General features: G+C 66.6%; 23 protein-coding genes. 4 read left to right on the top strand and 19 right to left on the bottom strand.

Annotated elements, in window-relative coordinates; translation table 11 throughout:
* Positions 1–88: 88 nt before the first annotated feature.
* The 11 genes from pgsA to HWY37_RS05905 form a co-directional block, all read right to left on the bottom strand.
* A complete protein-coding gene (gene pgsA, locus HWY37_RS05955; protein WP_175210321.1) occupies positions 89–661 on the bottom strand; it encodes a CDP-diacylglycerol--glycerol-3-phosphate 3-phosphatidyltransferase in 573 nt (190 codons plus the stop codon).
* A 247-nt stretch (positions 662–908) separates the two neighbouring features.
* Positions 909–2735, bottom strand: a complete 1827-nt coding sequence (gene uvrC, locus HWY37_RS05950) for an excinuclease ABC subunit UvrC (RefSeq protein ID WP_175210322.1) — start codon at positions 2733–2735, stop codon at positions 909–911.
* On the bottom strand, positions 2698–3756 hold the full coding sequence (gene nagZ / locus HWY37_RS05945; protein WP_175210324.1) for a beta-N-acetylhexosaminidase: 1059 nt from the start codon (positions 3754–3756) through the stop codon (positions 2698–2700). The genes uvrC and nagZ overlap by 38 nt, the downstream gene beginning before the upstream one ends.
* A 59-nt stretch (positions 3757–3815) precedes the next feature.
* Positions 3816–4247, bottom strand: a complete 432-nt coding sequence (acpS, locus tag HWY37_RS05940) for a holo-ACP synthase (protein WP_175210326.1) — start codon at positions 4245–4247, stop codon at positions 3816–3818.
* Between the two features lie 45 nt (positions 4248–4292).
* Positions 4293–5033 (bottom strand): pyridoxine 5'-phosphate synthase, encoded by a 741-nt coding sequence (gene pdxJ / locus HWY37_RS05935; protein ID WP_176088121.1) that lies wholly within the window; start codon positions 5031–5033, stop codon positions 4293–4295.
* Entirely contained in the window at positions 5030–6517 is a 1488-nt protein-coding gene (locus HWY37_RS05930; protein ID WP_175210329.1) for an efflux transporter outer membrane subunit, read from the bottom strand. Before HWY37_RS05930 ends, pdxJ begins: the two co-directional genes overlap by 4 nt.
* Positions 6514–9744, bottom strand: a complete 3231-nt coding sequence (locus tag HWY37_RS05925; RefSeq protein ID WP_175210331.1) for an efflux RND transporter permease subunit — start codon at positions 9742–9744, stop codon at positions 6514–6516. Before HWY37_RS05925 ends, HWY37_RS05930 begins: the two co-directional genes overlap by 4 nt.
* 62 nt (positions 9745–9806) lie before the next feature.
* Positions 9807–11072 carry an efflux RND transporter periplasmic adaptor subunit gene (locus tag HWY37_RS05920; protein WP_175210333.1) on the bottom strand — a complete coding sequence of 422 codons (1266 nt, stop codon included), beginning with the start codon at positions 11070–11072 and terminating at the stop codon, positions 9807–9809.
* A gap of 199 nt (positions 11073–11271) precedes the next feature.
* Complete coding sequence (locus HWY37_RS05915; RefSeq protein ID WP_246302205.1) at positions 11272–11646, bottom strand: winged helix-turn-helix domain-containing protein; 375 nt, start codon at positions 11644–11646, stop codon at positions 11272–11274.
* A gap of 184 nt (positions 11647–11830) precedes the next feature.
* Positions 11831–13024, bottom strand: a complete 1194-nt coding sequence (locus HWY37_RS05910; protein WP_176088120.1) for a DUF3734 domain-containing protein — start codon at positions 13022–13024, stop codon at positions 11831–11833.
* A gap of 32 nt (positions 13025–13056) precedes the next feature.
* Complete coding sequence (locus HWY37_RS05905; protein ID WP_175210336.1) at positions 13057–13653, bottom strand: DUF4136 domain-containing protein; 597 nt, start codon at positions 13651–13653, stop codon at positions 13057–13059.
* A gap of 167 nt (positions 13654–13820) precedes the next feature.
* On the opposite strand from HWY37_RS05905, the gene HWY37_RS05900 reads away from it, so the two are divergent.
* Positions 13821–14615 carry a TOBE domain-containing protein gene (locus tag HWY37_RS05900; RefSeq protein ID WP_175210337.1) on the top strand — a complete coding sequence of 265 codons (795 nt, stop codon included), beginning with the start codon at positions 13821–13823 and terminating at the stop codon, positions 14613–14615.
* Positions 14616–14619: 4 nt separating this feature from the next.
* On the opposite strand, the gene HWY37_RS05895 is transcribed toward HWY37_RS05900, so the two are convergent.
* From HWY37_RS05895 to HWY37_RS05860, 8 genes are all read right to left on the bottom strand, one after another.
* Entirely contained in the window at positions 14620–15306 is a 687-nt protein-coding gene (locus HWY37_RS05895; RefSeq protein ID WP_176088119.1) for an ATP-binding cassette domain-containing protein, read from the bottom strand.
* Complete coding sequence (modB, locus tag HWY37_RS05890; RefSeq protein ID WP_175210339.1) at positions 15303–15989, bottom strand: molybdate ABC transporter permease subunit; 687 nt, start codon at positions 15987–15989, stop codon at positions 15303–15305. Before modB ends, HWY37_RS05895 begins: the two co-directional genes overlap by 4 nt.
* Before the next feature lie 23 nt (positions 15990–16012).
* Positions 16013–16771, bottom strand: coding sequence for a molybdate ABC transporter substrate-binding protein (modA, locus tag HWY37_RS05885; RefSeq protein ID WP_175210341.1), 759 nt, complete (start codon positions 16769–16771; stop codon positions 16013–16015).
* Between the two features lie 118 nt (positions 16772–16889).
* Entirely contained in the window at positions 16890–17276 is a 387-nt protein-coding gene (speD, locus tag HWY37_RS05880) for an adenosylmethionine decarboxylase (RefSeq protein ID WP_281372010.1), read from the bottom strand.
* Positions 17273–17440 carry a hypothetical protein gene (locus HWY37_RS05875; RefSeq protein ID WP_175210343.1) on the bottom strand — a complete coding sequence of 56 codons (168 nt, stop codon included), beginning with the start codon at positions 17438–17440 and terminating at the stop codon, positions 17273–17275. Before HWY37_RS05875 ends, speD begins: the two co-directional genes overlap by 4 nt.
* A gap of 4 nt (positions 17441–17444) precedes the next feature.
* Complete coding sequence (locus tag HWY37_RS05870; RefSeq protein ID WP_175210345.1) at positions 17445–18917, bottom strand: DUF4178 domain-containing protein; 1473 nt, start codon at positions 18915–18917, stop codon at positions 17445–17447.
* 9 nt (positions 18918–18926) lie between these two features.
* Positions 18927–19955 carry an SPFH domain-containing protein gene (locus tag HWY37_RS05865; RefSeq protein WP_176088118.1) on the bottom strand — a complete coding sequence of 343 codons (1029 nt, stop codon included), beginning with the start codon at positions 19953–19955 and terminating at the stop codon, positions 18927–18929.
* Between the two features lie 43 nt (positions 19956–19998).
* A complete protein-coding gene (locus HWY37_RS05860; protein WP_176088478.1) occupies positions 19999–20385 on the bottom strand; it encodes a DUF350 domain-containing protein in 387 nt (128 codons plus the stop codon).
* Positions 20386–20474: 89 nt separating this feature from the next.
* Here HWY37_RS05860 and HWY37_RS05855 point away from each other — a divergent pair, with 89 nt between their 5' ends.
* The 3 genes from HWY37_RS05855 (at position 20475) to HWY37_RS05845 (ending at position 24976) form a co-directional block, all read left to right on the top strand.
* Positions 20475–21986 carry a polyamine aminopropyltransferase gene (locus HWY37_RS05855; protein ID WP_176088117.1) on the top strand — a complete coding sequence of 504 codons (1512 nt, stop codon included), beginning with the start codon at positions 20475–20477 and terminating at the stop codon, positions 21984–21986.
* A complete protein-coding gene (locus HWY37_RS05850) occupies positions 21986–23623 on the top strand; it encodes an NAD(P)-binding protein (protein ID WP_176088116.1) in 1638 nt (545 codons plus the stop codon). Before HWY37_RS05855 ends, HWY37_RS05850 begins: the two co-directional genes overlap by 1 nt.
* A gap of 105 nt (positions 23624–23728) precedes the next feature.
* Positions 23729–24976 carry an NAD(P)/FAD-dependent oxidoreductase gene (locus tag HWY37_RS05845; protein ID WP_176088115.1) on the top strand — a complete coding sequence of 416 codons (1248 nt, stop codon included), beginning with the start codon at positions 23729–23731 and terminating at the stop codon, positions 24974–24976.
* Positions 24977–25041: the final 65 nt, after the last annotated feature.

Raw genomic sequence — 25041 nt, 5'->3', positions numbered from 1 at the left:
CCGTGCCGGACTGACCGGGGGATCGCTCTTCGTATGTAACGGCGGCCGCCTTGCGCGAGCCGGGCCGCCGTTGTGCAAACCTATGAAACTACAGGGCCTTTTCGCGGATGGCGGGCCAGGCGCGCTGCAGGTAATACAGCATCGACCACACGGTCAGCACCGCCGCCACGATGATCAGCACATCGCCCAGCAGGCGCGCGCTGACGCCGAAGATCGGCTGGTTGTACAGCAGGCACGGAATCGCCACCATCTGCGCGGCCGTCTTGAACTTGCCCAGTCGGTGCACCGCCACGCTGGCGCTGGCGCCGATCTTGGCCATCCATTCGCGCAGGGCGGAAATCGTGATTTCACGGCCGATGATGATCAGGGAAATAAAGGCGTCGACGCGGCTGAGGTCCAGCAGGACGATCAGGGCGGCGCAAACCATCAGCTTGTCCGCGACCGGATCGAGGAAGGCGCCGAACGCCGAGGTCTGGTTCCAGCGGCGGGCCAGCCAGCCGTCGAACCAATCGGTCAGCGCCGCAATAATGAATGCCCAGGCGGCAAAGGTGTCGCGAACAGGGACCGACATCCAGCTTTCGGGCAGGTAGAACAGCCCGACCACCAGCGGAATCATGGCGATACGCAGCCATGTCAGGATAATGGGAACATTAATTGGCATAGTGTCCGTATGCTACATCAAGAGCCCCCCCCGAAGCGCCGGAGGCGCTTCCCCCCCAGGGGGGCGCCGCTGCGGACCGGCGGAGCCGGATCCGCGCGGCCCGGCTGGCGCTACGCCGGTTGCGGCGTCTGCGTCCGAGGTCGTGAGGCGTATGGTGGTTGGAACTGGAGGCATTTTGCATGCCGGCGTTTTTTACAGCCGGCATTGACGCACGGCCACATTACCGCAGGGCTTCATCTCAGCCGCATTACCGCAGCGCTTCATAGATGCGGATCGCGAGGTCCTGGGAGATGCCGTCGACCGAGGCCAGGTCTTCGATGCTGGCGGAGGCCACGCCGGAGAAGCCGCCGAAGCGGGCCAGCAGGCGCTGGCGGCGGCGCGCGCCGATGCCTTCGATTTCTTCCAGGCGCGACACGTTGCGGGCCTTGGCGCGGCGCGCGCGCATGCCGGTGATGGCAAAGCGGTGCGCTTCGTCGCGCACCTGCGCGATCAGCATCAGCGCGGCGGATTCGCCGCCCAGCGCCACCGGCGGTCGGGAGTCGGCGAACACCAGGGTTTCCAGGCCGACCTTGCGCCCTTCCCCCTTGGCCACGCCGACCAGCGTCTGGATGTCCAGACCCAGTTCCACGAAGACCTGGCGCGCGACTTCCACCTGACCCTTGCCGCCGTCGATCAGCACCAAACCGGGCATGGGCGCCTCGCCGTCGGCTACCTTGGCGAACCGGCGGCTAAGCACCTGGCGCATCGCCGCGTAGTCGTCGCCCGGCGTGATGCCGCCGATGTTGTAGCGGCGGTACAGCGAAGGCTGCATGTCGTGATGTTCGAAGACCACGCAGGACGCCTGGGTGGCCTCGCCCGCCGTGTGGCTGATGTCGAAGCATTCGATGCGCAAGGCGTCCAGCGCCGCCTCGTCGGTATCCAGGTCCAGCGCCTCGGCCAGCGCCAGCGTACGGGCGGCGCGGGCGCCGGATTCGGTCAGCGCGCGCGCCAGGGCCATCTCGGCGTTCTTGCCCGCCTGCTCCAGCCAGGCGCGGCGCGCGCCCTGCGGCCGCGTCAGCACGCGCGACGGACGCCCGCCAGCCTGCTCCACCAGCAACCCGATCAGGTCGGGATCGGGCAAGGCATGCGAACAGACCAGCACCGGCGGCATGGCGTTGTCGCTGTAGTGCTGGGCGACGAAGGCCTCCAGCACCTGCGGCGCGGCCTCGCCTTCCGCGTGCGTGGGGAAGAACGGCTTGTCGCCCAGATGGCGGCCGCCCCGCACCATCGCCAGGTTGACGCAGACCTTGCCGCCGGCGATCGCCACCGCAATGATGTCGGTGTCTTCGCCGCTGACGTTCTCCATGGTCTGCTGGTGCAGCACGCGCGCCAGCGAGCCCATCTGGTCGCGCAGCGCCGCGGCTTCCTCGAAGCGCAGTTCGCTGGCTGCCTGCTGCATGCGGCTTTCGATCTCGCCCATCACGTCCTTGGCTTCCCCGTTCAGGAAGCGCACGGCGCGCTGCACGTCGCGCTCGTAGTCGGCCGCCTCGATCGCACCGACACAGGGCGCTGAACAGCGCCCGATCTGATGCAGCAGACAGGGGCGCGAACGGTTGGCGAAGACCGAGTCCTCGCAGGTGCGCAGGCGGAACACCTTCTGCAGGATCTGGATGGTTTCGCGCACCGCCCAGGCGTTGGGAAAGGGCCCGAAATATTGGCCGCGCTTGTTGGTCGCGCCGCGGTAATAGGCGATACGAGGCCACTCGTGGCCCGTGATCAGCAGATAGGGATAGGACTTGTCGTCGCGGAACAGGATGTTGTACCGCGGCTTCAGGCTCTTGATGAGGTTGTTTTCGAGGATCAGCGCTTCGGCCTCGGAGCGCGTCACCGTCACCTCCAGCCGCGCCACCTTCGCCACCATCTGGGCGATGCGGGGGCTGGCCAGGTTCTTCTGGAAATACGACGAGACGCGCTTCTTCAGGTCGCGCGCCTTGCCGACATACATGACCTCGCCTGCCGCATCCAGATGCCGGTATACGCCCGGCAGATGCGGCAGGTCAGCCAGGAACGATTTGAGATTGAAGTCGTCGGGCATTCTGATAACGGCTTTCGGCTTGCAGGGTGTCCCAGTCCGGCGCCGCGAAGCGCGGCATCAGGCGGCGGATGCGGGCCACGGACTCGGGCGCGTGCTCGAACTTCAGGCGGTCCAGCAATTCATCGGCGAGGTCGGGCCGGTTGCACACCAGCACCATGTCGCAGCCGGCGCCCAGGGCGGCGTTGGCGCGATCCAGGATATCCCCGGCCACCGAAGCGCCTTCCATGGTCAGGTCATCCGAGAACACCACACCATCGTAGCCCAGGCGGGTGCGCAGGATGTCCTGGACCCAGCGCTTGGAGAAGCCGGCCGGGTGCTTGTCGACCTTGGGGTAGATCACGTGCGCCGGCATCACCGACGGCAGCACCGCGTCGCCCAGCCAGGCGTAGGGCGCGGCGTCGTCCTTCAGGATGCGCTCCAGCGGGCGCGAGTCCACCGGGATCTCGTGATGCGAGTCCGCCTGCACGTAGCCATGGCCCGGGAAGTGCTTGCCGCAAGCCGACATGCCGGCCAGCTGCAAACCCTGGATCAAGGCGCGCGACAGCATGGCGACCACGCGCGGATCGCTGTGGAAGGCGCGGTTGCCGATCACCTTGCTGACGCCGTAGTCCAGGTCCAGCACCGGCGTGAAGCTCATGTCCACGCCGCAGGCGCGCAGCTCGGCGGCCAGCACGTAGCCGGCCTCGGTCGCCAGTCGCATGGCTTGCAGCGGATCGCGGTCCCACAGCGCGCCCAGCTCGCGCATCGCGGGCAGCGGTGTAAAGCCGTCTTCGCGGAAGCGCTGCACGCGGCCGCCTTCATGGTCCACCAGGATCAACAGCGGTTCCTTGCGCGCCTTGTGGATCTGGCGCGTCAGCTCGGTCAGCTGCTTGCGGTTTTCAAAGTTGCGGGCGAAGAGGATCACGCCGCCCACCAGCGGGTGGCGCAGGCGCTTCTTCTCCGCCTTCGTCAGCGCGTATCCCGCCACATCGACCATCACGGGGCCGGGCGGCAGCGCCGCCTTGGATTTTTTCTTGGCCATGTCAGGCTGTCCTCATGTCTAAGTCTGGCAAGCCGGCCGACGGACTCAGGGCCCGCGGTTCAAAGCTTGCGTTCGACCACCACGTAAGCGGCGGCCATGTCGGATTCGTCGGTAATGGAAACATGGGCCGCGCCGAAGCGCTGCTCATACCATTGCAGCAATTCCGGCGCGATCACCAGCACCGGACGCCCTCCGGGCGCGTTCAGCGTCTGCACGCGCCGCCAGGTCATGGGCATGCGCATGCCCAGCCCGATCGCCTTGGAAAACGCTTCCTTGGCCGCGAAACGCGTGGCCAGGAAACGCAGGCCACGCACCGGGTCGCGGGCGCGGCGGGCGTGGAACTTCTGCAATTCCTCGACGCCCAGGATCTTTTCCGCGAAGCGGTCGCCGTGGCGCGCCAGCGCGCGCTCGATGCGGTCGATGCGCAGCAGGTCCATGCCGATGCCGGCGATGGCGCCCGCGGGCGCGGCGGAGCGGGAAGCGTCAGACATGGGCGTGGGCGCGCGGCCGGCGAAGTCGGGTCATCGGGCCCGCGATCAAAGGCCGCGCAGCGCCTGCAGGCGGGCCTGCACCATCAGCGCCTTCATGTCGCGCACCGCCTTTTCCCAGCCGTCGAACACGGCTTGCGCGACGATGGCATGGCCGATGTTGAGTTCGGAAATGCCATCCAGCGCCGCCACCGGCTGAACGTTGCCGTAATGCAGGCCATGGCCCGCGTTCACGCGCAAGCCGTGGCGCAAGCCTTCGGCCACGGCCAGGCGCAGGCGCTGCAGCTCGGCCTCGGCGGCCTCGCCTTCGGCTTCCGCGTAAGCGCCCGTGTGCAATTCGATCACCGGCGCGCCGGCCTTGGCCGCCGCGGCGATCTGCACCGGGTCCGGATCGATGAAGAGCGACACGCGGATGCCGGCTTCGGCCAACAAGCCCACCGCGTCCGACACCGGACCCATGGCGCCCGCCACTTCCAGGCCGCCTTCGGTCGTGAGCTCGGTGCGCTTTTCCGGCACCAGGCAGACGTCGTTGGGCTTCACCGCGCAGGCGATCTCCAGCATTTCCGCCGTGACCGCGCACTCCAGGTTCATGCGCGTGCGCAGCTGCGGCCGCATGGCGTACACGTCCTTGTCCTGGATGTGGCGCCGGTCTTCACGCAGATGCAGCGTGATCAGGTCGGCGCCGGCGTCTTCCGCGCGCAGCGCGGCGACGACCGGATCCGGATAAGCCGTGTGGCGTTGTTGCCGCAGCGTGGCAACGTGATCGATGTTTACACCAAGTTCTATCATTGCACTTTCGTTGTTTCTTCCCAGCCGCCGCCCAGGGCCTTGTACAGCTCCACGCGGTTGATCAGCGCCGCCAGGCCGGTCTGGACCAGGGCGAGCTGGGCATTGAAAAGGTCCACCTGCGCGGTCTGCACCTGCAGGTAGCTGTCGATGCCATTGGTATAGCGCAGATTCGACAGTTCCAGCGTGCGAGCCGAGGAATCCTGAAGCGCGCGCTGGGCATCCAGTTGCGCGCCGTAGGTGGCCTCGCCCGCCAGCGCGTCCGACACTTCGCGGAACGCCTGCTGGATCGACTGCTCATACTGCGCCACCGCGATATTGTCGCGCGCCTTGGCCAGGTTCAGCCCTTCGCGGATGCTGCCGCCAGCGAACAGCGGCGTGGTGATCGAAGGCGAAAAGCTCCAGTAGCCCTGGCCGCCCTTGAACAGATCGCTCAAGGACGGGCTGGCCACGCCCAGCAGGCCGGTCAGCGAGATGGTCGGGAAGAACGCCGCGCGCGCCGCGCCGATATTGGCGTTGGCGGCCTTCAGCTGGTTCTCCGCGGCCAGGATGTCCGGACGGCGCTCCAGCAGGTCCGACGGCAGGCCGGCAGGCACGGTGGCCAGCAACTGGTCGCGGCCGAACACGGCCGGCGCCGGCAGGTCCGGCGGCAACGGCGTGCCGACCAGCAGCACCAGGGCGTTCATGGCCTGGGCCTGGGCGCGGGCCAGCTGCGCCAGGTCGGACGAGGCCGAATCCAGCAGCGACTTGGCCTGGTTCAGGTCCAATTCGGAAGCCACGCCGCCGTCGAAACGGCGCTTGACCAGGTTGTAGGACTCCTGGCGCGACGCCAGGGTGCGCTGCGTCAGGTCCAGCTGGACCTCGGCGGCGCGCAGATTGAAATACGACTGGGCCACCGATCCGACCAGCGTGATCTGCACGCTTTTCTGCGCCTGCTCGGTCGACAGGTACTGCTGGTACGCCGCCTCGGACAGGTTGCGCAACCGGCCGAACAGGTCGATCTCGAAAGTGGTCAGGCCGATGCCGGCCTGGTAGGAGCTGCTGATGGAGCCAGCGCCTTCCGCCCGCATGTTCTTCGGCAGATGCTGGCGCTGGCCCTGGATGCCGGCGCCGATGCTGGGCCATTGCGCGCCGCGCTGCACGCCGTACTGGGCGCGGGCCTCTTCCACGCGCTGCACCGCCACGCGCATGTCACGGTTGTTGGCCAGCGACAGCTCGATCAGGCTTTGCAGGCGCGGATCGCGGAAGAACTCGCGCCAGCCCAGATTGGCCGCGGGCGTGCCGTCCTGCGGCATGACCGCGGTGGACGGCTGGACGCCCAGCGTGGTGGGCTTGGCGTAGCCGCCGTACTGCACCTTGGGCTGGTCGGGCCACGCGCCGGACACCGGCGCGTCGGGACGCTTGTAATCAGGCGCCAGCGAGCAGCCGGCCAACGCCACCGCCACGAAAGCGGACAAGGCGGTCTGTTTGAACTTCAGGGCTTTCATTCCTTGCCCTCCTGGCCACCGTTGGGTTGTGCGGGATGTTGCGCGGCGTCCGGCGCGGCCTGTCCGGCCGCGGCCTTCTTGGCCGCCTGCTCTTCCTCGAAAGCGCGCAGTTCGGCGCCCAGCAGGCGCGGCCGGGTCTTGAACAGGCCCAGCACCACCACGAAGAAGGTCGGCACGAAAATCACCGCGAACGGCGTGGCGGCCAACATGCCGCCCAGCACGCCCAGACCCACGGCGCGCTGGCTGGCGGCGCCAGCGCCGGTCGCCAGGGCCAGGGGCACAACGCCCAGGATGAATGCCAGCGAAGTCATCAGGATGGGGCGGAACCGCAGCCTCGCGGCTTCCACCGCAGCCTCGTACAAGCCCATGCCCCGGGCATACTGGTCCTTGGCGAATTCCACGATAAGAATGGCGTTCTTGGCCGCCAAGCCGATCACGGTCACCATGCCCACCTGGAAGTACACGTCGTTGGACATGCCCAGCGCGCTGATCAGCGCCACCGCGCCCAGCATGCCCAGCGGCACCACCAGCATCACCGAAATCGGGATGGCCCAGCTTTCATACAGGGCGGCCAGCACCAGGAACACGACCAGCAGCGACAGGCCCATCAGGATGGGAGCCTGCGAGCCAGCCTGGCGCTCCTGGTAGGAAAGGCCGTTCCATTCGTAGCCGAAGCCCTGCGGCAGTTGGCCCACCAGGCGTTCCATCTCGGCCATCGCTTCGCCGGTGGTGTAGCCCGGCGCGGCGTTGCCGCCGATACGCATGGACTCGTAGCTGTTGTAGCGCACCACCTGCACCGGCCCCTGCTTCCACTCCGCCTTGACGAAGGAGGACAGCGGCACCATGCCGCCCTGGCTGTTGCGCGCGTTCAGCTGCAACACATCCTTGAGCTGCATGCGGTACGGCGCATCGGCCTGCACCCAGATGTTCTGCATCCGGCCCAGGTTGGGGAACTTGCTCAGGTAGGCGGAACCGACAGCCGTGGAAATCAGCGAGGCGGCCTCGTTGAAGTCCACGCCCAGCGCGGCGGCCTTCTCGCGATCGATCGTCAGGCTGAGCTGCGCGCCCGGTCCGAGACCGGTAATCCGAACCTGCGACAGTACCGGGCTCTTCATGACCAGGCCCATCAGCTCGCCCGTGGCCGCGGCCAGGGCCGCGGAACCGGCGGCGCCGCGATCCTGCAGGCGGAAGTCGAAGCCGGTGGCGTTGCCCAGGGACGAAATGGCCGGCGGCACCAGGGTGAACACCTGCGCATCATGGATGCCCATCAGCTGCTTTTCAAAGGCATGGAAGGCGATGGCGCCGGCCGAATCCTGGCGCGACTTGCGCTCGCTGAAGTCCTTCAGCGTGACGAAGGCGATAGCGGCGTTCAGGCCGTTGCCGTTGAAGCTGTAGCCCTGCACGGCGATGATGTTTTCCACCGCCGGCACTTCGGAGAAGTACTTTTCGACCTGTTCGATGACCTCGACCGTGCGGTTGGCCGTGGCTCCCGTGGGCAGTTCGATGTTGCTGACCACGTAGCCCTGGTCTTCCTCGGGCAGGAAGGACGACGGCAGGCGCAGGTACAGCCAGCCTAGCAGCACGACCAGCAGCGCGAAGGCCAGCATCATGCGGCCGCCCTTGTGCAGGATGCGCGACACCCAGTTCTGGTAGCCGTGGGTGGTGGCGTCGAACTTGCGGTTGAACCAGCCGAAGAAGCCCTTCTTGTCCTCGTGGTGGCCCTTGGGCACCGGCTTGAGGATGGTGGCGCACAGCGCCGGCGTGAAGGTCAGCGCCAGCAGCGCGGAGAAGAAGATGGACACGGCCATCGCGATCGAGAACTGGCGATAGATCACGCCGACCGAACCGCTCATGAAGGCCAGCGGCAGGAACACCGTCACCAGCACCAGCGTGATACCGATGATGGCGCCGCTGATCTGCGGCATGGCTTTCTTGGTTGCTTCTTTAGGTGGCAACCCCTCCGTGGACATGATCCGCTCGACGTTCTCGACCACCACGATGGCGTCGTCCACCAGAATCCCGATGGCGAGCACCATGGCGAACATGGTCAGCACGTTGATGGAGAAGCCCAGCGCCAGCATCACCGCGAACGCCCCCAGCATGGCCACCGGCACCACCAGGGCCGGGATCAGGGTATAGCGGACGTTCTGCAGGAACAGGTACATCACCAGGAACACCAGCACCATGGCTTCGGCCAGAGTGTGGACCACCTGCTCGATGGACACCTTCACGTAGGGCGCGGTGTCATACGGAATGGAATAGGTGATGTTGCCCGGGAAGTACTTGGACAGCTGCTCCATCTGCTGGCGCACGCCCTGCGCGGTCGCCAGCGCGTTGGCATTGGGCGACAGCACGATGGCGAAGGCGGCCGTCGGCTTGCCGTTCAGGCGGGCCCCGAACTGGTAGTTGTCGGCGCCGACCTCGATGCGGGCGATGTCGCGCAGCAGCACCTGGGAACCGTCGGTGTTGGCGCGCAGGACGATCTTGCCGAAGCCTTCCACCGTGCTCAGCTGGCCGTTGGCCGTGACCGTGGCGGTGATGCGCTGCGAATCCGGGTTGGGCGGCGCGCCGATGCTGCCGCCGGAAATCACCACGTTCTGGGCGGCGATGGCCTGGTTGACCTGCGCCATGCTCATGTTGAAACCCACCAGCTTGGCGGGATCGACCCAGATGCGCATGGCGCGCGGCGCCGCAAACAGCTGGAACTGGCCCACGCCAGGCACGCGCGACACCGGGTTCTTGATGTTGCGGGTGATGTAGTCGGCCAGCGCGGTCTGGTCCAGCGAACCGTCGGTGGACGACACCGCAGCCACCATCAGGAAGCCGGTACTGGTCTGCTCGTATTGCAGGCCCTGCTGCTGCACGGCGGTGGGCAGCTGCGCGACCACGTTGGACACGCGGTTCTGCACGTCCACCTGCGCGAGGTCGGGATTGGTCCCGGGCGCGAACGTGGCGGTGATGGTCGAGGTGCCGTAGGAATCGCTGACCGACTCGTAGTAGATCAGGCCCTTGGCGCCGTTCAACTGGTCTTCGATGATACTGGTGACCTGCTCGGCCACTTCGTTGGCCGAAGCGCCCGGATAGGTCGCCGTGATGGTAATGGCGGGAGGCGCCACGTCCGGGTACTGCGACACCGGCATGTTCGGGATCGCCAGCACCCCGGCCAGCAGGATGAACAGGGCGACTACCCAGGCAAAAATTGGTCTATCAATGAAAAATTGCGGCATGTGGGCTGACTCTGAAAGCGATGCTCACCAAAGAGGAACGCGGCGCAAGCGCCGCGTGCCGCTTAAGACTTCTGGCCTGCGGCCTTGTCCTGCTGGGCAGGCTCGGCCGGTTTGGCGCCGGGCTGTTGGGCGGGTTCCGCGGGCTTGGCGCCCGGCTGCGCGCCGGGTTGGGCCGCCGGCGCGGCTGCGCCGCCCTTGTTCCACTGGCTGACCTGCACCGGGGCGCCGGGACGGATTTTCTGGAATCCTTCCACAACCACCACGTCGCCGGCCTTCAGGCCGCTGGTGACGACCCATTCGTTCTTGATCGCGCCGCCGGTGGTCACGGGCAACTGCTCAATCTTGTTGTCCTTGACCAGCATCAGGCTCTGCAGGCCGTCCGCGGTGCGTTGCAGCGCCTGCTGAGGCACCATCAGGGCCTTTTCGTCCACGCCCTGCTCCAGGCGCACGCGCACGTACATGCCCGGCAGCAGGATGCCGTCCGGATTGGGCACTTCGGCGCGCAGGTTCACCTGGCCGGTGGTCGGATCGACCGTGATGCCGGTGAACAGCAGCTTGCCGGGCTGGCCGTATTCGGAACCGTCCTCAAGCACGATGGTGGCGCGCGCCGTGTCCTTGCCGATCTGTTGCAGCTGGCCGCTGGCGAAGGCGCGGCGCAGGGAGGCCAGCTCCGCGGTGGACTGGGTGAAGTCCACGTAGATCGGATCCAGCTGCTGCACGGTGGCCATCTGGGTGGCGGACGTGGCTTCGACCAGGGCGCCCTCGGTGACCAGCGGTTTGCCGATGCGGCCCGTGATGGGCGACGTGACGTCGGTGTAGCCAAGATTGATCGAGGCGTTGTCCTGCGCCGCCTTGGCGGCCGCGACGGCGGCATCCGCCTGGCGGTACGAAGCCACGGCGTTGTCGTATTCCTGCTTGCTGACGGCGTTGGCCTTGACCAGCGGCGCGTAGCGGTCGGCCAACAGCTTGGCGCTGAACAGATTGGCCTGCGCCTGCTTGAGCTGCGCGGTCGCTTGATCGTAGGCGGCCTTGTAGGGAGCCGGATCGATCTTGAAGAGCAGCTGGTTTTCCTTGACGTCGCCGCCCTGCTCGAAGGCGATCTTCTGGACGATGCCGGTGACCCGCGAGCGAATCTGGGCGTCCCGGACGGCGTCGACGCGGCCAGGTAGTTCGGACACGAGAGGCGCGCGCTGCGGCTGAATCGTGATGACGCTGACCTGAGGCATGCCTGGATTCATTTGCGGCTTTTCACCGCAACCCGCCAATATCAGCGCGAGGACCCCACCGGAGAAAGCCAGCCCTGAAATACGTTTAGGCGAAAACCGCATTGAAACCCCCGCGTAGCGTAATGAACCGTTGGCGCGTCAAGTAACGGCTGTATTTAACCGCGGCTTTTGCCCGCGATCAAAATAAGAAGCATGCGTCATCAAGGCACGTAATTAGCCCAATAATGTAACTCAGTTATTGGGGAAATCACTGATTTTTAGTGCTTCAAATACCACGCGCGAGGGGATTTCATACAACAGATCAGCAATCGGAAAGCTCCCGCAGCTTGCCCAGGAACACATAACCCATGCCGTGCACGGTATGCAGCGGCAAGCGGGCGCCGGCAAGCAGGACCTTGCCGCGCAGGCGGCAGATCGCGACATTCAGAGTCCGCATGGAAGTCCGCTTGCGAACGGCCAGGAATTCCTCGCGCCGCAGTTCGCGGGACGGATTGCACAGCACGCAAAGCAGGCAGGTGCGCTCCAGGGCGGTCAGGGCGATGCGGCCGCCCTGGGGGGTCAGCAAGGTCCAGCCCTGATAGAGCAGGCTCCACCAGCCGTCCATGGGATGGGAAGCGTTGGCTGCGCGCGCGGGCGCGACATGGGCAAGACGGGGAAGGCGGGCAGGCGCATTCACGGTGGGTCTCCAGCGGGACGGCCTGCGCCGCAGGACGGCGGCCGGCTCCCGGAACAAGGTTGCAATTTGTCCCGGGAGACTACCGCCGAGGCTCGCCGGCCGCTGCTTTATGGAGCGACTATCGGACCGATCCGACGCCGATCCCGCAGCAGCACCCCACCCCGCCCCACCCCGCGGCGGCAGTTCAGGTGCGCTTGCCGTTGCGATGGATGTCGTGGGCGACGAAGCAGCTATCCTGGGTGGGCCGGGCCAGCACGCCCGGCTTGGCCAGCGTGGCGCGTATGTCGGCCAGGCCGGACTCCCAGTGCTCGCGCATGGCCTCGGTGCCGAATTCGTAGTCCTTGGAGAAACGCTCCAGGTGCTTGGCTTCGTAGATCAGGTTGACGATGTTGGTGGCCGGCGTGTGGGACAACTTGCGGATTTCCTCGAACTCGGCCGCGTTGCGCTCGGCTTCAGGCAACTTCGCCAGCAGGCGCTGCAAGCCATGCCGCAGCTTGAGCACGCGCCGCAGCTGGTCCGTGACCAGGCGGGTCCGGCTGGAATACTGGATGTCCTTCTGCCGCTCGGCCACCTCCTCCAGCGTGGTCGGCAGGTCGCCGCGCGCCGGCCACAGGTCGACCTGGAACGCCAGCGTGTCGCGCATATTGTCCGTGGTCAACACCTGGGCCAGCGGCGTGTTGGACACGATGCCGCCGTCCCAGTAATGCTCGCCGTCGATCTCGACGGACGGAAAACCCGGCGGCAAGGCGCCCGAGGCCATGATGTGCTCTGGGCCCAGGGTGTCCTTCAGGCTATCGAAATAGGCGAAGTTGCCGCTGCGCACGTTCACCACGCCAAAACTGGCACGCACGGCGCCGCTATTGAGCAGGTCGAAGTCCACGAATTCCCGCAGGGTCGCGACCAACGGCGTGGTGTCGTAGAAACTGGTGGATGCGGCGCCCCTGCCATGCACCAGGTAGGAAGGCGGAAAACGCGGTTTGAAAAAACCCGGCTGTCCGGAGAACAAGGCCTGGAACGCCGACACCCGCCCGTTCATGACGGGCGAGCCGAAGCCGAATGGCAGGCCTTCGAACATGGCGCCCAGCGTGTCGCCCCAGGGCACCGAGGCGAAGCCCGCCGGACGGCAGATGCTTTCCCAGAAACCGCGCAGCCGGTCCACGCGCTCGTCCTCGCGGGAACCGGCAATGATGGCCGCGTTGATCGATCCGATCGAGATGCCCGAAATCCAGTTGGGCCGGATGCCCGCCTCGTGCAGCCCCTGGTACACCCCGGCCTGATAGGCTCCCAGCGCTCCCCCGCCCTGCAGCACCAGGGCGACGACTTCATAAGGCGGCGTCTCGCCGGTGTCTTTGGTCGGGGCCTTGCGGCGAGTACTCATGCGGCTTCCTCTCAGCGGGCCCGCGGGCGGCCCTAGGGTTTGCTCTTGTCCGGCAACTGCGGCGCGGCCACGCCCGCGCGGAACGGATACTTGGAGAATATCTGCGCAACCACCTTGTCCGTGCTCTCGACCGAGGCGGCGCTATCCGGATTCTGGACCTCGCCCACGGCCACGCCTTCCCACACCAGCTGCTTGCGGCGCGCGTCGACCAGGTCGATGTTCAGGGTGCCCTCAGTATATTGGTAGACGTCGTCGCCCCAGCCGTAGCCGGGCCAGCCGCCGTAGAAGCCCGTGCGGTAGCCGTAATACGGTCCCATGGGCGGCGCGGCTGGCGTGACCTGCACCTTCTGCTGCAGCTTGGCGCTGAAATTGACCAGCAGGTCGGGGTTGGACGCGCTGTAGGTATAGCCGCGCATTTCCATCTGGCCGCGCGTGGCGTTCTTGAGCCGTTCCGTCAGCAGGGTGCTGTAGCCGGCCTTGTCGGTGCCCAGCGGCGTCATGTAGCCGAAGGTCTGGTATTGCGCGAAATTCGCCTGATGGTCGTAGTCGCTCTTTACCGTGGGCCCTGAGGCGCATGCCGCCAACAAGGCCGTCATGGAACCCGCAGCCAGCAATTTGAACGTTTTCATGTCCTTATCTCCGTGAGCCCTAAGCACGGACATACTGCCGCGAAGCCCGCAAAATTTCAACAGAATCTCATTCTCATCATCTGCGCGATCCGCTGCCGCCCCGGCCTTGCGTCAATTACACTTCCAGGTCGTCCCACACTCCTGACCCGACCACTGGCGCAATACTGATGTTGGAACTCGACGGCTCGATTTGGTTTCGCTCCGGCGCCCAGACCTGGGGCGGAAAAAACCGCATAGACCTGCTGGCGCAGATCGACGCCACCGGCTCGATCACGGCCGCCGCGCGCGCCGTGGGCATGAGCTACAAGGGCGCCTGGGATGCCATCGACGCCATGAACAACCTGGCGGGCGAACCGCTGGTGATCAGGGCCGCCGGCGGCAAGGGCGGCGGCGGCACGCGGCTGACCGACAGAGCGCGCAGCCTTATCGCCACCTTCCGCGCAATGGAAGCCGAGCACCGCAAGTTCATGGAAAACCTGACCCGCGCCGGCGTGACCGCCAGCGGCGACATCGACCTCATGAGGCGTTTCATGCTCAAGACCAGCGCACGCAACAAACTGCTAGGCACCGTCATCCAGATCCGCGCCGGCGCCGTCAACGACGAAATCGTGCTGCGCATCGCGGGCGGCCTGACCATCACGGCCACCATCACGCGCGAAAGCACGCAGGAACTGGGACTGGCGACGGGCAAGGAGGCGATCGCGCTGGTCAAGGCGTCGTCAGTCATCGTCGGCGCTCCCGGCCCCGGCCTGCGCCTGTCGGAGCGCAACCAGTTGCCGGGCAAGATCACGGCGCTGCGTCCGGGCGCCGTCAACAGCGAGATCCTGATAGGGCTGGAAGGCGGCGTGACGCTGGCGGCCATCGTCACCAACGAAAGCGCGCAGGACCTCGCGCTGGATGTCGGCGCCGACGCGGTAGCGATCTTCAAGGCTTCCAGCGTGATCCTGGGCGTGCTGGACTGATACTTCAGACGCCCACGTCTTCTTCGTGGCGCCGCACCCGGCCCTCGCGCACTTCGAACACTTCGTCGGCCAGCGCCTCGACGTCGGCCGGATCGTGCGTGATCAGCAGCATCGGCACGTCCAGCTGACGCTGCAAGGCGTTGAGTTCCAGCCGCATCTTGCCGCGCAGCTGCGAATCCAGCGCCGAAAAGGGTTCGTCCAGCAGCAGAATGTCCGGCCGCAGCATCAGCGCGCGCGCCAGGGCGACCCGCTGCTTCTGGCCTCCTGAGATCTCGCTGGGATAGCTGCCGACGATGGAGCCCAGCTCGAACGCGTCGACCCAGCGCTGCGCCTCGGGCCCGACTTCGCGCCTGGGCGGATTGCGCCAGCCGCGCCGCAGCCCGAAAGCGATGTTCTGCGCCACGGTCAGATGGGGAAACAGCGCATAGTCCTGGAACAGGTAGGCGACGCGGCGCGACTGCGCGGGCAGGCTGACGCCAGCGTCGGAGTCGAACAGCACGCGGCCATTGATGTCGATGCGGCCCGAGTCCGGCCGCAGCAGGCCCGCCACCGCGCGCAGGGTCAGGCTCTTGCCCGCGCCCGACGGGCCGAACAGCGCGATGCGCTTGGCCGACGAATCGAAAGCGACGTCCAGCGCGAAACGCCGGTCGCCGGACACCATCTGCTTGCGCACCCGGATGCTGACGCTCATAGCGCGCTCCCGTTGCGCCGGCCGCTGCTGACGGGCACCAGCTTGCCGGCCAGCAGCAAGACCACCACGCAGGTCACCGACGTGACCAGCACCAGCATGTTGGCGGTGGCATCGTCGCCCGCCTGCACCGCCTCGTAGATGGCGACAGACAGGGTCTGGGTGCGTCCCGGCAGGTTGCCAGCGATCATCAGCGTGGCGCCGAATTCACCCAACGCCCGCGCGAAAGCCAGCAACACGCCAGCGGCAATGCCGCGCGCCGCCAGCGGCAAGGTGACGCGGAAGAACACCCCCGCTTCGCACACGCCCAGCACGCGCGCCGCGCTTTCCAGCTGGCTGTCTACGTTCTCGAAGGCGGCGCGGGCCGATTTGAACACCAGCGGAAACGCCACCACGGAAGCCGCGATCACCGCGCCCTGCCAGGTGAAGACCAGTTCGATGCCCCAGTCCGCCAGCGTCTCGCCGATGATGCCGCGGCGGCCCAGCAGCACCAGCAGGTAATAGCCGAGGACCGTGGGCGGCAGCACCAGCGGCAAGGTGAGCAGCGCGTCCAGCAGGTCGCGCCCCGGCCAGCGCCAGCGCGACAGGCCATAAGCCGCGGCCGTGCCCGCCACGGTCGCCAAGAGCGTTGCCCAGCCTGCCACTTTCAGGGAAAGCAGCAGCGGCACCCAAACCGGATCACTCATCAATGCCTACGATTCAACAGGTATCAGGGCTTCTGGAAGCCGTAGCGCGACAGTATCGCCTGACCCGCGGGAGACAGCACATAGGCAACAAAACCTTCGGCTTCCTTGGCGGCGGCTTCGCGCGTGGTGACGGCGATGGGATAGGTCACCGGCGTCTGCGAAGGCACGCGCACCGCGACCTTGACCTTGTCCGCCATGATGGCCGCGTCGGTCGCGAACACGAAGCCCGCGTCGACCTCGCCGCGCGCAACGTAGTCCAGGCTCTGGCGCACGTTCTGCGCCAGCACGCTCTTGGCCTGCACTTCCTTCCACAGGCCGGCGGCCTCCAGCGCGCCCTGCGTGTAGCGGCCCACCGGCACCGATGCCGGATTGCCGTAGGCGATGCGCTTGACGTCGTCGCGGGTCAGGTCCTTGAGCGCCGTGATGTTGGCCTTGCTGTCCGCCGGGACGATGAGCACCACCTGGTTGGCGGCAAAGTCCACGCGCGACGCCGGCCTGACGGCTTTTTCCTCGACCGCCTTGTCCATGGCCTTCTGGTCGGCCGAGGCGAACACGTCGGCCGGCGCACCCTTGACGATCTGCTGCAGCAGCACGTCGGAAGCGCCGAAGTTCAGGATGACCTTGGTGCCGGCATGCTCTTTTTCATAGCCCTGCGCGACTTCCTTGAAGGCGTTGGTCAGGCTGGCGGCGGCCGACACCACCAGGTCGCCGGCGTTGGCATTGGCGCCCCATGCGGCGGCCAGCGCCAAGGACAGCGCCACGATCGGACGTTTGCGGAACATGATCTTCTCCCAAGGGAATCGCTAAGTCGGTAACGAAATATATATAGGTATATAACGCTCGTCAATTTGGCTTCCCGGGGGATCGTTGAGCAAAATCAAGGAGTGGCGGCCGCGGGCTTCAGCCGCGCGCCACCGTGGTCGCATGCACCGATTCGGGCGCCAGCCGCGCCCGCAGGTGTTCCAGCGCCAGTTCCGGGCGGGCCGCGCCGCACATGAAGATGTCCAGCGCCGCGAAGGCATGTTCGGGCCAGGTATGGATGCTGATGTGGGACTCGCTCAGCAGGACCACGCCGGTCACGCCCGCGCCCTCGCCGAAATGATGGAAATGCGCGCTCAGCACGCGGGCGCCCGCCGCCTCGGCCGCCGCGATCAGGTCGCGTTCCAGCGCTTGCGCGTCGGTCAGGCGGTCGGCCGGCATGCCGCGGAAATCCGCCAGCAGGTGGCGGCCGGGCGTGGCGTGCGGGATCGCCTGGGGAGGCACTTGTGGGGTCGCTTGCACGGTCACTTATGGGATCCGCCCGACGACCAGCCGGATCCACCGGAGGAGCTGCTGCCCCAGCTGCTGCTGCTGGTGGAGCCGCCGCTGGTATAGCGTGCGCCCGGCGAGCTTGCCCCGGTGGCGAATATCACCACGATCACTGCATAGACGGTGTAGAAAAGCTTGCCCATCTTGCTATTCGTCCTTGCCTGCGAGTTTGTCCGCCACCGCCGCCGGGATCCAGAGGAACGCCAGGCCGATCAGGATGGGGAGGAAACGCCCGCTGAGTATGTTTTCGAAGTTCAGGAAGGCGAGCGCGATCATGGCGATCCGCGCGAACTTTCCGTACCCGGCGCCGCCCAGGCCGCTGCGCGGCATGGCCTTCTGCTTGGCGAGTTCGGGATCGCCGAACCACTCGGCCAATTGCGCCGGCGCCACCGGCCCCGAGGCCGACCAGCCCAGTTCGGACCCGCTCAGTTCGCGCGTCAGCTTCAGGTTGCCGGCCTTGTAGTCGGTGATCTTGGTGCTGTCGCCGACCTTGACGCGCCAGTTGAAGGCGCCCAGCGCCAGCTCCACGCGCGAGGTGTAGTCATACAGCTTCTGGTAAAGCTTAGAACGCCAGCGCACGCTGCTGACGTTGTTGTAGCTAGGCCAGGTGTCGCATACCTGCACGCGCTCCCAGCCTTCGTCCGTTTCCACCAGCCAGATGAAGCCCTTCACGGGATTGAACAGCAGGTACTCGATCCAGTCGGACGGCTCCTCGGGGTCAGGATCGGCGCACTTCATCAGGCCGATCAGCGTAAAGGACGCGCCGTCGATCTTGGCCACCGCGCCCAACGCCAAGGTGGTCTTGATGGCCTTGACCTTACGGGCCTTCTCGATGACTTCGGCCGTGGGGCCCGAGCAGTCGACCGCCGCCGCGCACGAAGGGCAGACCACTTGCGTGGCCATCGCAGCGACAAAACTTATCGGCGCACCGCAATTAGGGCAGTCCAGCGCCTTGATCTGGCCGCGGAAACGGCCGGCGGTCTCCTCGACCTGCTCCTGGCTGCGCAGCGAGGCCGCCTGCATGGCGGACAGGTCGAACGCCTTGCCGATGTAGAGCTCGGGTTCCGGCCCGTCGGAGAAATCAAGCGTCAGGAATGCGTCCAGGCTGCGGAAGTCGGCCACCTTGGCCTGCCAGCCGTCGCCCGGCGCGAAAGGCAATTCACCCTGCGCCCCGCCCGCCTGGCAGGTCCGCACGTCGGCGGCCGTGAAGCGCTGGCCATCCAGCTTCAAGTCGTCGCCGGGATGGATGTCCTCGAACGCCGGCATGCCCTGGGCCGTCTTCACCTTGCGCCGCCGGGTCACCGCGTACTGGCCCGACGCGTCCGACAGCCAGCCGTCGGAGCCGTCCTCGAACCACAGGTACCACTCGTTCCAGAAGCCGTCCTCGTAATGCAGCTGGATGCGGCCGATCAGGTCGAAGCGCTTGCCTTCGTAGGCGCCAGCCGCGCCCAGGCACAAGGGCGAATAATCCTCCAGGACCTCGGCGGCCTCGCCGATGCGCCTGACCGAATCGGCGTCCTTGAGCAAGGTGCTGCGGCAGGCGCCGCAGACCGCCATGACGGAAGCCGCGGACGTGAACTTGACTGGGGCGCCGCACTGCGGACACAGAACCTGCTGCATGGGGTCCTATCAGCTGGTGAGTTTCTTCAGCACGTCGGCCTTGGCGGTGTCGTAGTCCGCCGGCGTGATCAGGCCCTTGTCGAGCAGATCCTTGAGCTGCTGCAGCCGCTGCACCGGATCGCCGCCGGCCGCAGCGGGCGCTGGCGGTGCGGGCTGCTGCGCCGCAGGCGCCGGCGCCTGGCCCGCGGCCAATCCGGCCGCCATGGTCTGGCCCAGCGCCGCGCCGGCCGCCAGGCCCGCGCCGATGCCGGCGATGCCGCCCTCGTTCTGCGCCGCCATCGGAATGGCCGTGGCGGTCTGGTACTGGGTGAACTTGCCCAGGTCGCCCGCCATGCCCATCGAGATCCGCGTGTCCAGCGCCTTCTGCAGCTCTTCGGGCAGCGAGACGTTTTCCACCGTGAAGTTGTCCAGCTTGACGCCGTAGCGGTCGAACACCGGCGCCAGTTGTTCGGCGATGCTCTGCGACATCAGCCCCTGGTTGCCAGCCATGTCCAGGAACGGCACCTTGGAGCCGCCCAGCGCGGTCGTCATCGCCGCGACCACCATGTTGCGCAGCTGCGTCTCCAGGTCGTCGACGGTGTACTCGTCGCGCGTGCCGCTGACCTCGCGATAGAACTTGGCGGGATCGGAGATCTGATAGGAATACACGCCGAAGGCGCGCAGCCGCACCATGCCGAACTCGCTGTCGCGCAGCGTGACCGGCTGGGCGGTGCCCCAGCGCCGGCCCAGCTGCAGGCGCGTGCTGAAGAAGATCACATCCGACTTGAAGGGCGACTCGAACAGCTTGTCCCAGTTCTTCAGGTAGGTCAGGATCGGCAGCGTCTGCGTGGTCAGCTTATACATGCCGGGGCCGAACACGTCGGCCACCTTGCCTTCGTTGACGAACACCGCCATCTGCGATTCGCGCACCGTGAGGCTGGCGCCGTACTGGATTTCGAAATCCTGCATCGGATGGCGCCAGGCGAGCACGCCGTCGCGATCCTCGTTCCATTGCAGGATGTCGATGAACTGCTTGCGAATGAATGAACCGAGACTCATGAAAAGTCCTCCTGTCAGATCGGGTTCGCCGCGCCTGCCGGCGTCAGGCCAGGCAGGCGGCGTTGACGATGCCGGCGGCGATCGAAATGGAACCGATCAGCCCGCCCATGGCGATGTTGTTTTCTTCGATGGCCTCGTTCAGGCCGCGGATGGCTTGCGACACGCCCATGTACACGACCAACTGGACCACCATGGTGGCCAGGCCCCACACCAGGAACATGGTGAAGCTGGCGTGGACGGCGATGCTGGAACACAGGGTGAAGCTGAAGCCGACCAGCGCGCCGCCATAGGACAGCACGGCGGCGATGTTGCCCTCGCGGATCAGTTCGAATTCCTTGTAGCGCGTGACGGTCGTGTAGACCAGGGTGAAGATCCCCAGCATCACTAGCGCCGAGGCGATGTAGATCAGATAGGTCACCGCCGGATGCATTGCTTCTCCCATTGCCACCCTCCTAATTGCGCGCAGTATATACGCCGCGTTCGATATACTGCGAACGCATTTTTCGTGTCGGACACCTCATGCGCGACCGCGTTCTCATTCTTTCGGTATTGATCGTCGCCTCCTGCGGTCTGGGCTATGAGCTCATCAGCAGCGCGCTGGCCAGCTATTTGCTGGGAGATTCGATACTGCAGTTCTCTTCCGTCATCGGCTGCTATCTGTTCGCCATGGGCATAGGCTCGTGGTTGTCAAAATATGTAAGAGACGAAGACGTTTTGAATCGCTTCATCGACGTGGAGCTGCTGGTTGCCCTGCTGGGCGGCGTCTCCGCAGCGGTGCTGTTCCTGGTCTTCGCCTGGCTGTCCGCCCCCTTCCGCGCCGCCCTGTATGTGGGCGTCTTCATCATCGGCCTGATGGTCGGCATGGAGATCCCGCTGGTGATGCGCGTCTTCAATCAGCGCAAGACCGAGTTCCGCGAAATCGTCAGCCGCGTGCTGACCTTCGACTACCTGGGCGCGCTGGCCGTATCGCTGGTGTTCCCGCTGCTGCTCGCCCCCAAGCTCGGGCTGCTGCGCACCAGCTTCCTGTTCGGCATCCTCAATGCCAGCGTGGCGCTGTGGACCACCTGGCTGTTCCGCGCCGAGGTCAGCAAGCCCGGCGAAAAAGCCGTGCGCGCCAGCGTGGTGATCGGGCTGCTGGCGCTGGGCTTCGTCTATTCCGGCAGCATGACGGCCTGGGCCGAGAAAGGCCTGTACGGCGACGATGTGGTGCATGCCGAAACGACGCCCTACCAGCGCCTGGTGGTCACGCGTTGGCACGACGACCTGCGCCTGTACATCAACGGCAACCTGCAATTCTCGTCGCGCGACGAACACCGCTATCACGAAGCGCTGGTGCACCCCGGCCTGCAGGCCCTGCCCTGGGCGCGCAATGTGCTGGTGCTGGGCGGCGGCGATGGCCTGGCCGTGCGCGAAATCCTCAAATACAAGAATATCGAACACGTCACGCTGGTGGATCTGGATCCCGCCATGACCGGGCTGTTCTCGCATTCCGATCCCCTGGTCAAGCTGAACCAGGGCTCGCTGAAGGATCCGCGCGTCACCGTGATCAACGACGACGCCGGCCGCTGGCTGGAAACCCATGCCGAGGTCTACGACTTCATCGTGGTGGATTTTCCCGATCCCTCCAACTTCGGCCTGGGCCGGCTGTACTCCGTGCCGGTCTATCACCTGATGGCGCGGCACCTGGCCGAGAACGGCTATATGGTGGTGCAGTCCACCTCGCCCTATTTCGCGCCGCGCTCGTTCTGGAGCGTGGACGCCACCTTGAAGGAAGCGGGTCTGAACACCTGGCCGTACCACGCCTATGTGCCGTCCTTCGGCGACTGGGGTTTCATCCTGGCCGGCAAGCGCAGCGACTACGAAGTGCCCGCCAAGATCTCGGTGCCCACCCGCTACCTGGACCCGGCCACGACCCGCGAACTGTTCCATTTCCCGGCCGACATGCCGGCGCTGGCGATGCCGCCCAACCGCTTGAATGAGCAGTCGCTCGTGCGCTACTTCGACGAGGACTGGCGCAAGGTCCTCCGCTGATGCGCCGGCGCACTTTCCTGCTGGGCGCGGCCACGGCCGCGGCCGCCGGCACCGCCGGGTACTACCGTTCGCGCATCATCGAGACCACCCCGGAAGTGCATTACCCGGGCATGCAGGCGGGCCATGCCCTGCGCGATGGGGCGTCCTGGCCGCAGCCCTCGGGTAGCCGGCAAAGCGAGGTCGTCATACTGGGCTCGGGCGTGGCCGGCCTGTCCTGCGCCTGGAAGCTGGCGCGCGAAGGCCACACCGATTTCCTGGTGGTGCAAGGCCCCGAGTACGCCGGCAATGCCGCCTCCGGCCTGCGCGACGGCCTGGACTATCCGCTGGGCGCGCACTACCTGCCGCTGCCATCACTGGCGTCCACCCACGTGCGCGAGATGCTGGCCGACTTCGGCATCATCGAGCGCGGCGCGAACGATGCCCGCCCCTACTACGACGAAGCCGTGCTGGTGCATTCGCCGCAGGAACGCCTGCTGCGCGGCGGCCACTGGGAAGAAGGCCTCCTGCCCATGAGCGGCCTGCCCGAGGAAGACGTGGCGCAGCACCGCAAATTCCTGGCGCTGGTGGACCGCCTGCATACCCAGACAGGCAACGACGGCCGCAAGGTCTTCTGCATCCCGCTCACGCTGTCGTCGCGCGACCCGGCTTGGCGCGCGCTGGACGCAATCACCTTCAAGCAATGGCTGGAGCGCGAGGGCTATACCTCGCCCGCCCTGCACTGGTACCTGAACTACTGCTGCCGCGACGATTACGGCGCGCAATACGACGTGGTCTCGGCCTGGGCCGGCCTGCACTATTTCGCCAGCCGCGACGGCCACGCCGTCAATGCGGGCGAAGGCGCGGTGCTGACCTGGCCGGGCGGCCTGTACACGCTGGCGCAGCGCATGCGCGAGGCCATCACGCGCAAGCTCGGCCACGCCGGCTGGCTGATCGAGGGCACGGCGGTCCGGGTGCTGGAGACGGATTCCGGCCCGCTGGTCACCTGCCTGGCGGCATCCCCGGCGTCCTCTGCCTACACGGTGCAAGCCCGCCGCGCGGTGTGCGCCATGCCGCTGTTCGTGGCCCAACGCATCCTGCCGGACATCCGCGCCTATGGCTACGACCCCGCCGTGCACGCGTCGCCGCATGCGCCGTGGATGGTGTCGAACTTCGTCATGGAAGGCTATCCCGCCGAGGCGCCCGGCGAGCCGCTGTCCTGGGACAACGTGGTCTACCAGGGGCAGGCGCTGGGCTATGTGGTGTCCACCCACCAGCTGCTGCGCGTGGCGCGTTCGCCGCGCAGCGTCTTCACGGCCTATCACGCGCTCAGCGGCCAGGCGCCCCAGGCCGCGCGCGAATGGCTGACCCGCGCCAGCCCGCAGGAGTTGCGGACCGAAGCCGCCGCCGACCTGGTCGCGGCCTATGGCGAAGAATTCTGGCGCCGTGCGCGCCAGCTGGAAATCACGGTGCGCGGCCACGCCATGGCCACGCCGGCTTGCGGTTACCTGTCCAATCCGGGCCTGGCCGCCCTGCGCGAAGTGGACGGCCCGGTGTTGTTCGCGCACGCCGACCTGTCGGGCTATTCCGTGTTCGAGGAAGCCTCCTGGTGGGGCGTCGCCGCGGCGGGCCGGATCCTGGGCCAGAAGCCGCCCGCCTGAGGCCCGCGAGGCCGCGTTTTTTCCCGCCTGCCCATGGCGGGCTGCAATACAATTCCGCGACCCTGCCGGCATCACGGCCTCTTTGACTGAACTCAGAAAAAACACATGGGAAAGCAAGTCATCGTCCTCGGCGCGGGCATCGTGGGCGTGTGCTGCGCGCTGGAACTGCAGCGCCGGGGCATGTCGGTCACGCTGGTCGACCGGCAGGAGCCGGGCCTGGAGACCTCGCTGGGCAACGCGGGGGTGATCGCCCGCAGTTCGCTGATGCCGTTCAACCATCCGGGCTTGTGGGCGCAATTGCCCAAACTTCTGAAGAACGACACGGTCCAGTTCCGCTACAGCCTGAACTACCTGGCGCAAAATCTGGGCTGGGCCGCGCGCTTCCTGCTCAATGCGCGGCCGGCAGTCTTCAAGCAGACGGTTGCGGCGCTGGACGGGCTGATCCGGCTGTCCGCGCCCGAACACCTGCGCCTGCTGAACGAATCGGGCGCCGCGCACCGGCTGCGCGACACGGGCTGGGTCTTCCTCTACCGCTCGGAACAGGGCTGGAACGGCGGCGAACTGTCGCGCCGGACCTACGCCGAATACCAGGTGCCGACCCAGATCCTGCAGCCCGCGGAACTGGCGCAAATCGAGCCGGCCCTGTCGCCAATCTTTCACCGCGCGCTGTGGATCCAGGGTTCATATTCCGTCGACGACCCGCATGAAGTGGTCGCGGCCTATGCCGCCCTGTTCCGCCGATCGGGCGGCGCATTCAAGCGCCTCACGGCTGGTGCCATCCGCCGCGATGGCCAGGGCTGGACGGTGCAGGGATCGCAAGGTTCCGAGACGGTGGCGGCGGATCAGCTGGTGGTGGCGCTGGGGCCCTGGTCGCAAGGCCTGCTGAAGACGGCGGGCATAGACCTGCCCATGGCCTTCGAGCGCGGCTATCACATGCACTACAGCGGCCACAACGGCGCCAGCCTGACGCGTCCGGTCTACGACACCGGCGGCGGCTACGTGCTGTCGCCCATGGCGCGCGGCCTGCGCCTGACCACGGGCGTGGAACTCAATGCCTGCGACGCCCCTGCCCGGCCGCTGCAACTGGACCTAGCCGAAGCTCGCGCCCGCGAAGCGTTTCCGCTGGACCGGAGGCTGGACTCCGAGGCTTGGCTGGGGCGGCGCCCGACGCTGCCCGACAGCCGGCCGATGATAGGCCAGGCGCCCCGCCATCCCGGCCTGTGGCTGGCGCTGGGGCATCAGCACATCGGTTTCAGCACCGCGCCCGGCACGGCGAAGATACTGGGCGAACTCATGTGCGATGGCGGCGGCGCGTCCCGCCATGAAGCATTCCGGCCGGGCCGGTTCATCTAGGATCTGCGGGTAGCCCTGGCGGGTGCCCGCGGAATCGCGGCGGCCGGCTGCGGTTCGCGCTGCCG

Origin of the sequence: Achromobacter anxifer, from assembly GCF_903652925.1 — a bacterium.
In the GTDB taxonomy this organism is placed as follows: Bacteria; Pseudomonadota; Gammaproteobacteria; order Burkholderiales; family Burkholderiaceae_B; genus Achromobacter; species Achromobacter anxifer.
This window is presented reverse-complemented; position numbering and strand designations above follow the sequence as displayed.

Excerpts from the sequence above, each read along its gene's own strand:
- HWY37_RS05925 (WP_175210331.1), bottom strand. The coding sequence starts at position 9,744 with ATGCCGCAATTTTTCATTGATAGACCAATTTTTGCCTGGGTAGTCGCC.
- pdxJ (WP_176088121.1), bottom strand. The coding sequence starts at position 5,033 with ATGATAGAACTTGGTGTAAACATCGATCACGTTGCCACGCTGCGGCAA.
- HWY37_RS05855 (WP_176088117.1), top strand. The coding sequence starts at position 20,475 with ATGCGCGACCGCGTTCTCATTCTTTCGGTATTGATCGTCGCCTCCTGC.
- HWY37_RS05895 (WP_176088119.1), bottom strand. The coding sequence starts at position 15,306 with ATGAGCGTCAGCATCCGGGTGCGCAAGCAGATGGTGTCCGGCGACCGG.
- pgsA (WP_175210321.1), bottom strand. The coding sequence starts at position 661 with ATGCCAATTAATGTTCCCATTATCCTGACATGGCTGCGTATCGCCATG.
- HWY37_RS05905 (WP_175210336.1), bottom strand. The coding sequence starts at position 13,653 with ATGAAAACGTTCAAATTGCTGGCTGCGGGTTCCATGACGGCCTTGTTG.
- HWY37_RS05850 (WP_176088116.1), top strand. The coding sequence starts at position 21,986 with ATGCGCCGGCGCACTTTCCTGCTGGGCGCGGCCACGGCCGCGGCCGCC.
- HWY37_RS05845 (WP_176088115.1), top strand. The coding sequence starts at position 23,729 with ATGGGAAAGCAAGTCATCGTCCTCGGCGCGGGCATCGTGGGCGTGTGC.
- uvrC (WP_175210322.1), bottom strand. The coding sequence starts at position 2,735 with ATGCCCGACGACTTCAATCTCAAATCGTTCCTGGCTGACCTGCCGCAT.
- HWY37_RS05865 (WP_176088118.1), bottom strand. The coding sequence starts at position 19,955 with ATGAGTCTCGGTTCATTCATTCGCAAGCAGTTCATCGACATCCTGCAA.
- HWY37_RS05910 (WP_176088120.1), bottom strand. The coding sequence starts at position 13,024 with ATGAGTACTCGCCGCAAGGCCCCGACCAAAGACACCGGCGAGACGCCG.
- HWY37_RS05860 (WP_176088478.1), bottom strand. The coding sequence starts at position 20,385 with ATGCATCCGGCGGTGACCTATCTGATCTACATCGCCTCGGCGCTAGTG.
- HWY37_RS05870 (WP_175210345.1), bottom strand. The coding sequence starts at position 18,917 with ATGCAGCAGGTTCTGTGTCCGCAGTGCGGCGCCCCAGTCAAGTTCACG.
- nagZ (WP_175210324.1), bottom strand. The coding sequence starts at position 3,756 with ATGGCCAAGAAAAAATCCAAGGCGGCGCTGCCGCCCGGCCCCGTGATG.
- modB (WP_175210339.1), bottom strand. The coding sequence starts at position 15,989 with ATGAGTGATCCGGTTTGGGTGCCGCTGCTGCTTTCCCTGAAAGTGGCA.
- HWY37_RS05920 (WP_175210333.1), bottom strand. The coding sequence starts at position 11,072 with ATGCGGTTTTCGCCTAAACGTATTTCAGGGCTGGCTTTCTCCGGTGGG.
- HWY37_RS05900 (WP_175210337.1), top strand. The coding sequence starts at position 13,821 with ATGTTGGAACTCGACGGCTCGATTTGGTTTCGCTCCGGCGCCCAGACC.
- HWY37_RS05875 (WP_175210343.1), bottom strand. The coding sequence starts at position 17,440 with ATGGGCAAGCTTTTCTACACCGTCTATGCAGTGATCGTGGTGATATTC.
- HWY37_RS05930 (WP_175210329.1), bottom strand. The coding sequence starts at position 6,517 with ATGAAAGCCCTGAAGTTCAAACAGACCGCCTTGTCCGCTTTCGTGGCG.
- modA (WP_175210341.1), bottom strand. The coding sequence starts at position 16,771 with ATGTTCCGCAAACGTCCGATCGTGGCGCTGTCCTTGGCGCTGGCCGCC.
- acpS (WP_175210326.1), bottom strand. The coding sequence starts at position 4,247 with ATGTCTGACGCTTCCCGCTCCGCCGCGCCCGCGGGCGCCATCGCCGGC.